This is a genomic window from Pantoea sp. CTOTU49201 (genome assembly GCF_032054795.1).
Lineage (GTDB): Bacteria > Pseudomonadota > Gammaproteobacteria > Enterobacterales > Enterobacteriaceae > Pantoea > Pantoea symbiotica.
In genome coordinates this window covers 1-9,658 of sequence record NZ_DAMBSA010000156.1, presented here as the reverse complement: position 1 = coordinate 9,658, position 9,658 = coordinate 1, and the positions used below count along the sequence as shown (strand labels likewise).

8 protein-coding genes and 1 pseudogene are annotated in these 9,658 nt (G+C 53.7%); 3 read left to right on the top strand and 6 right to left on the bottom strand.

The genetic code is table 11. From position 1 onward, the window contains the following. Positions 1–1,463 (bottom strand): bifunctional 23S rRNA (guanine(2069)-N(7))-methyltransferase RlmK/23S rRNA (guanine(2445)-N(2))-methyltransferase RlmL (gene rlmKL / locus RTY00_RS12500; protein ID WP_312664672.1); only part of this gene is annotated, 1,463 nt, incomplete at its 3' end. A 108-nt stretch (positions 1,464–1,571) separates the two neighbouring features. Here rlmKL and RTY00_RS12495 point away from each other — a divergent pair. Next, a complete protein-coding gene (locus tag RTY00_RS12495) occupies positions 1,572–2,681 on the top strand; it encodes an MOSC N-terminal beta barrel domain-containing protein (protein WP_312664671.1) in 1,110 nt (369 codons plus the stop codon). A 5-nt stretch (positions 2,682–2,686) separates the two neighbouring features. Here the strand turns inward: RTY00_RS12495 and RTY00_RS12490 are convergent, their stop codons facing one another. The 5 genes from RTY00_RS12490 to RTY00_RS12470 form a co-directional block, all read right to left on the bottom strand. After that, positions 2,687–3,229, bottom strand: a complete 543-nt coding sequence (locus RTY00_RS12490; RefSeq protein WP_312664670.1) for a cell division protein ZapC — start codon at positions 3,227–3,229, stop codon at positions 2,687–2,689. Positions 3,230–3,377: 148 nt separating this feature from the next. Next, a complete protein-coding gene (pyrD, locus tag RTY00_RS12485; protein WP_312664669.1) occupies positions 3,378–4,388 on the bottom strand; it encodes a quinone-dependent dihydroorotate dehydrogenase in 1,011 nt (336 codons plus the stop codon). 119 nt (positions 4,389–4,507) lie between these two features. Next, positions 4,508–5,509, bottom strand: a complete 1,002-nt coding sequence (locus RTY00_RS12480) for a glycosyltransferase (RefSeq protein WP_312664668.1) — start codon at positions 5,507–5,509, stop codon at positions 4,508–4,510. Between the two features lie 2 nt (positions 5,510–5,511). After that, the gene (locus RTY00_RS12475; protein WP_154152979.1) at positions 5,512–7,029 is read right to left on the bottom strand and encodes a lipopolysaccharide biosynthesis protein; all 1,518 of its coding nucleotides are present in this window, start codon (positions 7,027–7,029) and stop codon (positions 5,512–5,514) included. Positions 7,030–7,126: 97 nt separating this feature from the next. Then, on the bottom strand, positions 7,127–7,954 hold the full coding sequence (locus tag RTY00_RS12470; protein WP_312664667.1) for a hypothetical protein: 828 nt from the start codon (positions 7,952–7,954) through the stop codon (positions 7,127–7,129). Positions 7,955–8,709: 755 nt separating this feature from the next. Between RTY00_RS12470 and ssuE the strand changes: the two genes are divergently transcribed. After that, a complete protein-coding gene (gene ssuE, locus RTY00_RS12465; RefSeq protein ID WP_312664666.1) occupies positions 8,710–9,261 on the top strand; it encodes an NADPH-dependent FMN reductase in 552 nt (183 codons plus the stop codon). Between the two features lie 10 nt (positions 9,262–9,271). Further along, positions 9,272–9,658 (top strand): annotated as a pseudogene (locus RTY00_RS12460) (aliphatic sulfonate ABC transporter substrate-binding protein); the annotation flags it as partial.

Sequence of the window (9,658 nt, the reverse complement as noted above, 5' to 3'; positions counted from 1 at the left end):
TTGCCTTTCTGGCGCTCGCGGGTTTTCATCACCAGACGATTCGCCGGGATCTCCAGCACGCTCAGCGTGGCGCTGATCACATCGAACAGACGCTGACGCGCTTTGTTGGCGTCAACGGTTTTTGGCGGCGCGTACTCCTGAATCACCACCCAATCAGCGTAACGATCGACCGCTACGTTGTACTCAGGCAGATCGGCGTCATACAGACGATAGCAGTCGATATTCGACTGACGCGCCCATTTATCCAGCTTCTTGAGGTTCTTACGCAAGCGGTTAGCAAAATCTTCCGCGATCTGCGCGCCGCCTTCTGCGCTGGTCGCAGCCAGCTGATAGTTTTTCTGCACGCACTCGAGCGGGCCGTTTTTGGCTTTGAACTGGCGATCGGCACGCAGTTGCAAGCAGCTCAGCAGCTCTGGCGAGGCGCTGAACAGCGACAGATTCCAGCCGCCGAAATTCTGCTTCATGATGCGGCCCAGCTGGCTGTGCAGCGCAATCAGCGCTGGTTCACTTTCCAGACGCTCACCGTACGGCGGGTTGCTCAATACCGTGCCGGTAATCTCTTTGCCCGCCAGCGGATTCTTCAGCTTGATCACATCCTGCTGCGCGAAGGTGAACAGCTCGAACACGCCAGCACGACGGGCGTTGGCGCGCGCCGATTCCAGCACGCGGCTGTCATTATCGTAGCCAAAGAAACGGGCGGTCGCCGCAGCGGTACCCACGCGTGCGCGCTCTTTCGCGGCAGCATGAACTTCCTGCCAGACCGCCTGATTGTGTTTCTTCCAGCGATTGAAGCCCCAATGGGTGCGCAGCAGGCCAGGCGCGCGATCGCAGGCGATCAACGCCGCTTCCAGCAGCAGCGTACCGGAACCACACATTGGATCGACCAGCGGCGCACTGCTCTGCCAACCGGAACGCATCACAATCGCCGCCGCTAAGGTTTCTTTCAAAGGTGCGGCGCCGGTTTGCTGGCGATAGCCGCGTTGATGCAGTGAATCACCGCTCAGATCCAGCGCGATGCTGACGCGATCTTTGTTTAGCCACGCATTGATGCGGATACCCGGTTGTTCACGATCAACGTTCGGGCGTTCCAGGTTCTGACGGGTAAAGCTGTCAACGATGGCATCTTTGATACGCAGCGCACCGAACTGGCTGTTGCGGATCACCTCGTTGGTGCCGCTAAAATGGATGGCAAAACTGGTGTTGCTGTCGAACATCTCGGTCCATGGAATACTTTGCGCACCCACGTAAAGATCGAGATCGCTCCAGACGCCAAATTCTCCCAGCGGCAGCAAAATGCGCGAAGCCAGACGGCTCCACAGCAGGCTTTGGTACATTACATGGTCGTCGGCCTGAAAGTGGACGCCGCCCTGCACCACCTGCAAATCCTGCGCACCCAGCGCGTCTAGCTCACTTTTCAACAGCTCTTCGAGCCCACGCGCCGTACTGGCAAACAGAGAATTCATATCGTCACTTTTTACTCTTGCTTAAATTGCTGCGCATTATAGCGAATCAGCGTGCTATGTCATAAAGTTAGCTTCTTTTAAACTTATGACCCTATTTCTGGAGTGGTGATGATTACGCTTTCACGCCTTTACATCCATCCCGTTAAATCTATGCGCGGTCTGCAACTGTCACATGCGCAGGTGCTGGAAAGCGGTCTGGGCTTTGATCGCATCTTTTTGGTGACCGAACTGGACGGCACGTTTGTGACCGCGCGCCAGTTTCCGGAAATGGTGCGTTTCACGCCCGCGCTGCTGCCGGATGGCCTGTTTTTACAAGCACCGGATGGATCGCAGGCGCTGATCCGCTTTGCCGATTTCACCGCTGAGCAGTCACCTACCGAAGTATGGGGCAACCATTTCACCGCGCGTATTGCGCCGGAAACCATCAATAGCTGGTTGAGCACCTTCTTCCCGCGTCCGGTGCAACTGCGCTGGACCGGCGCGGAACCGACGCGCCGCGTGAAGCGTTTTGATCATGTGCCGCTGAGCTTTGCCGACGGTTTTCCCTACTTGCTGGTCAATATGGCCTCGTTACAGGATCTGCAACAGCGCTGTCCGGCCAGCGTGCGCGTTGAGCAGTTCCGACCCAATCTGGTGGTAAGCGGCGCGGCCGCGTGGGAAGAAGACAGTTGGAAACGTCTGCAAATTGGCGAGATCACCTTTGAGATGCCGAAGCCGTGCAGCCGCTGCGTGTTTACCACCGTCGGCACCGAAACGGGTCAAAAGCATCCTAATGGCGAACCGCTCACCACCTTGCAGGGTTTCCGCAGCGCGCAGGATGGCAGCGGCGATATCGATTTCGGCCTGAATTTGATTGCGCTCAATAGCGGCATTATTCGCGTTGGCGATACGGTGACCATTTTAGAGAAGCAAACGCCGCGCGCTTACGGTGCCGGCGCCGTGGTCGAAACGCTGGCGCCGGTCGCCAGCAGCCACAGCGCAGTAACTATCGATTATCAGGGTGCGCGCTTTAGCGGCGACAATCAGCAAGTGTTGCTGGAACAGCTGGAGATGCAGGGTTTCCGCATTCCCTACTCATGCCGCGCCGGACTTTGTGGCAGCTGCAAAGTAACGTTGGTCGCGGGTGAAGTGAAAGCACTGAAGAAAAGCGCGGTGCGCGCAGATGGTACGATCTTAAGCTGCAGCTGTATTCCGGCAGGCGATATCGAACTGGCGTAAGCCGATTACACCGCCCGCGCAAAGTGGGCGGTTTGTTCCTGCTGCTGTGGACGCAGACGATCGTTCATGATCTTAATCGCATCACCCAACTGCATACCTTTACCCGCCACGGTTAACGCATTTTGCGCTAATAAGCACAGCGCCGCATTTTCACCGCTTTCAACCACAAACAGTTGTGCCTGCTCGCCGCTATCGGCCAGCGTCACTGCCACCATATCGCCCGCAGCCGGCTGCCAGCTGTGCGCGTGATTGGTGAAGTGCCAGCTTTTAGGCATCAAGGGTTTGAGAAAACGGCTGGCCACCAGCGCGTTTAAAACTAATTCGGCACGCTGATCGCCTTTTAATCCACTCTGACGGCAACGTTCTTCAAAAGTAAAATAGAGCGCTGCGTCATCAACGCAAAAACCGCTGATATTAAATGCATCAGGCGTCAGCATTTTGCGCGAGAAGCGCGAGCGAAATAACATGCCGTCGGCTAAATCCAGCATCATGCGGTCATGCTCTGCGTCGAAATACCAACGCCAGTTGTCATCAGGTTTGATTTTCATGATCTGCCCTGTGGTTTATCGCTGCGCTAAATGGCGCTTAATTAAAAAAATAAATCTGAGAAAAAGCTGAAAAATGCACCAGCAGGACAAAATATAAACGAGCCGAAGGGATAAATAAACCCCTCGGCGCAGTAAAGTGGGAAATGTCTTAGAGGTGGGTCACGATATCTTTAATTAAGCCTGGGCCTTTATAAATAAATCCGGAGTATATCTGCACTAATGTTGCACCTGCGGCAATTTTCTCGCGCGCAGAAACCAGGGAATCAATACCACCGACGCCAATAATAGGTAAGCGGCCCTGCAGCTCTTGCGCCAGGCGGCGAATCACTTCGGTGCTGCGTGATTGCACCGGACGACCACTTAATCCACCTGCTTCTTCGGCATATTTAAGGCCGGTCACCAGCGAACGATCGAGTGTGGTATTGGTGGCAATCACACCATCAATATTGTGGCGCAGCAAACTGCCGGCAACCTGGATCAATTCTTCTTCGGTAAGATCCGGCGCGATCTTTACCGCCACCGGCACATATTTAAGGTGCCGTTCTTGCAGCTCTTGCTGTTTTAATTTGATGGCAGAGAGAAGATCGTCCAGCGCTTCACCATATTGCAGCGTGCGTAATCCTGGCGTGTTCGGCGACGAAATATTGATGGCAATATAACCCGCGTGGGCATATACCTTTTCCATGCAGATCAGATAATCGTCTTTACCATTCTCAACTGGCGTATCTTTATTTTTGCCAATATTGATGCCGAGAATGCCTTTAAAGCGCGACTTTTTGACGTTGGCGATCAGATGATCGACGCCGTGATTATTGAACCCCATGCGGTTAATAATCCCTTCCGCAGGCACTAAGCGGAACATACGCGGTTTATCATTTCCCGGTTGCGCCAGCGGCGTTACCGTTCCCACTTCGACAAAACCAAAGCCCATCGCGCCAAAGGCATCAATGCACTCGGCATTTTTGTCGAGGCCGGCGGCTAAGCCGAGCGCGTTCGGGAAGGTTAATCCCATGCAGGTGACCGGACGTGATGGCAGCGACTGGCGAATCAGCCCTTCCAGCGGGGTGCCGCTGATAAAACGCAGTTGTTGAAAGGTGAGTTCGTGCGCACGCTCAGGATCAAGCTTAAACAGCGCCGGCCGGACGATAGGATATAACATGCACTCTCCTCAATGACGGGAACCAGGGAAGTCGGGGTGCACGGGAAAATGTGCGCCAGAATGGTAAGGTGCTCTGGCGCAAAAGTAAATTGTTCTACTGCATCACAATTTGATCGTTATCAGCGTCGTGCAGAATAGCGGCCAAGCTGTTCACGACACGCCTGCAGGCCGCTGTAAATCGTCGGGCAGTACCACATCAGCTTCAGACGCGCGCTGTGCTGCAACACGTTGCGCACCAGCTGATTCACCTGCGGCTGCCAATCTGTCGGGATCACCATGTGATTTTTGCGGATCTGCGACAAACAGCTGTGCATAACCGTTTGGTAATAGCTGTCCAGCAAGGCCGCATCCACCGGCAATTGCTGGTCACGCAGGAACTGTTCGCTGCTTTGACGCGCGATAAAATAGTTTTTCACGTAGGAAAAATCGCGCGTGCTCTGCGACAACGAGGTCAGCATAAAGCGCTTGTAGTAATAGCTTTGGCTGGTGCAATAAATGTTACGCGCCTGCAGATAGAGCGCGAACATGTACGGGGCATCTTCATGGTTTTGGATCGGCAGAAACTGCAGCGCCAGTTGATCAATCAAGCGACGCGAAATGATGCTGCTCCATACTACGCGGTGCGCCGACTGATGCTGCATCAGCGTACGCAAGCTGGTGCTGCCGCCGGGCAATAATCCACTGACATGACGCTGGTGAATGGTTTGATAGTGACGCTGCGCGGCGGGCAGATCGAAGAACATCTTTGCGCCAAAGCAGAACAGGTCAATATCCTCATGGCGCGCCTGCACGCGACGGAAGTCGGCGAACAAGTCGGTGGAGACAAAATCATCCGCATCCATGAAGTAAACAAAATCGCCGGTTGCTACAGCGAGCCCTTTCATACGCGCCGCGCTGACGCCGCCGCGCTCGCCGCTCAGCAGCATCACCTGCGGGTGCTGGGCCGCAAACGCCGTTAGCCAGGCCACGCTGCTATCGCTGGAGCCATCGTCGATAACAATGATCTGTTCCGGCGGCGATGACTGCCGCAACAAAGAACTCATCGCTTCTGGCAGCCAGGGCGCGCAATTCCAGTTCGGTATGATGACCGAAACCGTAGGGATACGGTGAGATGACATCATGCTCATCCTCTTTCCTCAACGTTAAACAACGGAATTCTGAGACGCTTCAACACCACGCTGTGCAGCAGGCAGCAGACACCAAGATTGAACGCGCCAATCAAGCCGAGCCACAGCAGGTTGATCCAACGATTTTGATTCCACTCGATCGGCAAGAAAGTGCTTAACCAGGCGATGGCGGCGGATACCGCCCAAATCAGCATTACGTCGCGGGTTAACCAGGTGAAATGAATGCCAGGCGCGAAACGGCGATGCACCAGCCACGCCCAACCCACCAGATAGAAGATGTTTTGCCCCAGCCACAACCAACCGGTGCCCAACGCGCCGTAGTGAATAGCGCACCAGATGTTGAGCGGCACCAGCAGCACGGCAAAGCAGGTGAAGCCTTTCATGTGCAGCTTGAGGTTGCCGTTGATGTATTGCAGGTGATAGAGCAAGCCACAGATAGCCTGAATGCCGCTGCCCAACGCGTACAGGCTGAGAACAAACGACATCTCATCAACAATCTGACTCTTCTGCGTCCACGCCCAAAGCAGCGGGCCAGCGTAACAGGCGATAGTAATGCTGAGCGGCGCCATAAAGATCGCCACCGCCTGCGTGGTGTAGCGATAGAGTTTCAGCGACTCCGCATCGCCCTCTTTACGGGTTTTCATGCCGGTCATACGCGGCACAATCGCCTGCATTATCGGGCTGCTGAGCAACAGAATGCCGGTCGCGGCCGTCGCCACCACGGTAAACGAACCGTATTCGCTTAGCGGCAGCGTCTTGGAAAGTACTAATCGGTCGATTTGCGAAATAAAGGTCCACACCGCACTGGAGAATGCCGCGCTGAGGGCAAAACGAATAAAGGGTTTCAGCACCTCTTTAAGATCGCCGCGCTTCTCTTTGCGCGCCGCTTTGGGAATCAGCTGGCAAGATTTATAGATACAGCAGGCTGCTTCGGCAATCGATACCAGCAGTTGCCAGATAAAGAACGCCAATACCGGATTGGAGAAGAACTGAATCACCAGCACTGCGCCGAAGGTGCGTAAGGTGGTGATGACCAGATTGACGCCGTTCAGCCACACTTGATGTTCGAAGCCGACAATCACGCTGCGATACGGACTGGTGCGCCAGCGAATCGCGGCGGTGATCACCATAATCGCCACGGCAATCACCACATCACCCGCAGGCAGATGACGTGCATCCAGCCAGTGCGTGGCAATCCACGGCGTTGCCAGCCAACCCAACACCACCAGCACAATGGTGGAAAACAGGAAGAATTTGGTCAGCGTGGCAAACAGCGCCGGGAACCAGACGAACTCCGCCTGATTTGCACGATAGCGCGCCGCTTCCCGCATTAAGGTGGTGGAAACACCGGCATCCAGTAATTGCAGCCAGGTTAATAAGATCGAAAAGAAGCCCACTAAACCGTAGGCTTCCATTCCTAAGTGTTGAATATAAAGTGGTACAACCAAAATACCTGACAGCGTCAGATAGATTTGACCAACATAGTTGGCAATCGCGTTACGTTTTATAGACATAGGTGTTTTGGCATCTGGGGATTATCTCAGTGGCCTTAAGCGTGACATAAAAGTATTCACGCGCACACCGGAGTTATTCTTAAAATTAACGTTGGTGCTAAGCGCCCAGCCTTTTTCTCATTTTCATCATGGAGAAATAGATGTCAGGTTGTTTCAGCATAAGTTTTTCCATTGCACCCTTGGCCGGGAAGTTTTCCGCAAAGTAGGTTAATGCGTGGCGGGTATTATCTGAGAATTTCGCCGCACCACTTAACTCGTACTGGACTAATTGTAATAAGCCGCTGCGTAAATAACTTTCGCGATAGCGGTTTCGCTCCGGAATATAGTGTGACAAACGTGTGAGTTTTTCATAATCAGTAATAAATTGCTGATAAGTTAAGCGCGGCGAGGCATCGGCTTTGGTGGTCAGCGAGGCTTCGCTGGCGTAGTCGAGCACCCACGCCGTTTGCGTATGCAGTAATCCGGCGAGCATCACATCCTGAATACGCGTCAGCGGCGCACCCACGCGGGCCAGGCCAGCACGCAAGATCACCGCAAAGCCGCCCTCCTGCCACCAGCGCTGCGCATGCAACTGTTGAAACAGCTGCAGAGACGAGTGTAAGCCGTTTGGCAGCTCGCGCTTTGCCAGCGAGACAATAAAGCAGTTCAGCTCTGGACGCTGGTCACTGAGCTTCGCCACGTCCTGCAGCAGGCTGGCTGGCAAGGCGCTGCGCTCAGCACTAAACAGCAGGAAATCATCTTCTGCCGGCGTGCTGTGCGGGAAGGTTGGCAGCAATGAAGAAGTAAGATGCGCGCCCGCGGCATCGGGTTGCAGCCAATAACACACCAGCTCTTCTTCTGCTTTAGGTGAGGGTGAGATGCGATTGAAGGTGGCAGGCACGACCTGCTGCTCAGTTAAATCCTGAGCAAATGAAGAACTACCCATATTTATCTCCCTAAGAATAAATTAGCTTGCCGCAACGGCAGTTCACGCCACAAAACGCGGGCGTAAATAAATAAGTGAAATATCGTTATCGTGTTCTAGCGGAAATTAGCTCAACCAATTATAAACAGGCCGGGGATTGTAATTCCAACCACTATTAGCATTAACACGTAACTTAAGAGATTCATTGTTTAGCGCGACTGCATGAAGTGTGAAGTTGATCTTCGCAAAGTTGCATTAGTTGTAACCGGCGAGATGAATGGCATGTATTTTATTAACCTTTATTCGCGTTTCGACATAAATTTCGCGAAATAAAAACCACGGTATATTAGGAAACAATCAAAGCTTGCTAAGTTTAATCCGATTCATAAAAAAATGAATAGTGGTGAATTGCTGGTTTTTCCCCATATCTTTCAATAGTAACCGCCGCATTTATCCGGCATCCACGTGGTCTGTGTAAATATATTTCTCCGGTTACTCCTCTGTTTTACCCATGCATTACGACCCTTAATCATTAAACTCAGTCCAATGGGCCTCAGGATTTATATAACCGCCTACTTCCTGCACCGCTTTTCAGATTATGCCTAAGCACCCATCGGCAGCTTTTTTACCCTTCCTTTATATGTCGCTGGCTATCCCATTTTGCGACTTACGATTACCAGATAAATCATTTAAGCCTCGCTGCCTGCTCTGACAGTATTGAACACATCAGTTCTGAATATCAGATAATCAATAACTTTCAGTTATAAGGAGTGACCATGCGGGTTATTACGCTGGCGGGCAGCCCTCGCTACCCTTCACGCTCTACTGCGCTGCTGAGCCTTTGCCAGCACGCGCTGGAAGCACGCGGCGTCGAAGTGATTCCGTGGAATATTCACAACTTCCAGCCTGAAGATTTGCTCTATGCACGCTTCGATTCACCTGCCTTAGCCGCGTTGAAAGCTGATTTGGCGCTGGCAGATGGCGTGATTGTCGCCACGCCTATTTATAAGGCTTCGTTTTCTGGCGCACTGAAAACTCTGCTCGATCTGCTGCCAGAGCGCGCGCTGGAGCACAAAGTGGTGCTGCCACTGGCAAGCGGCGGCAGCGCGTCACATCTGCTGGCGGTGGATTACGCGCTGAAGCCGGTGCTGAATGCGCTGAAGGCGCAGGAAGTGTTGCACGGCGTGTTCGCCACTGACGGCCAGATTACCGATTACGATCGCCAGCCGCTGCTCGATCCGCTGCTGTCGCAACGCATTGATGAAGCGCTGGATACCTTCTGGCACGCGCTACATCGTCGCCACCCACCTTACGCACAAGCGGTATAAAGGAAGAGAGATGAAAAGGATATTGACGGGTTTACTCATGCCAGCCGTCGCGGCGCTGCTCACCTTGAGCGTGAGCGCCCAGGCCGCCGATGCACCCGAACAGTTGCGCATCGGATATCAGAAAGGTTCGGTGAGCATGGTTTTGGCGAAAACCCACAAGCTGCTGGAGCAGCGCTTCCCGCATACCAACATCAAGTGGGTAGAATTCCCGGCGGGACCGCAAATGCTCGAGGCGCTTAACGTCGATAGCATCGATTTGGGCAGCACCGGCGACATCCCACCGCTGTTTGCCCAAGCTGCGGGTGCCGATCTGCTGTACGTCGGCTCGGAGCCACCTAAGCCGCAGGCCGAAGTGATTCTGGTGCCGAAAGATAGCCCGATTCACAGCGTGGCCGAA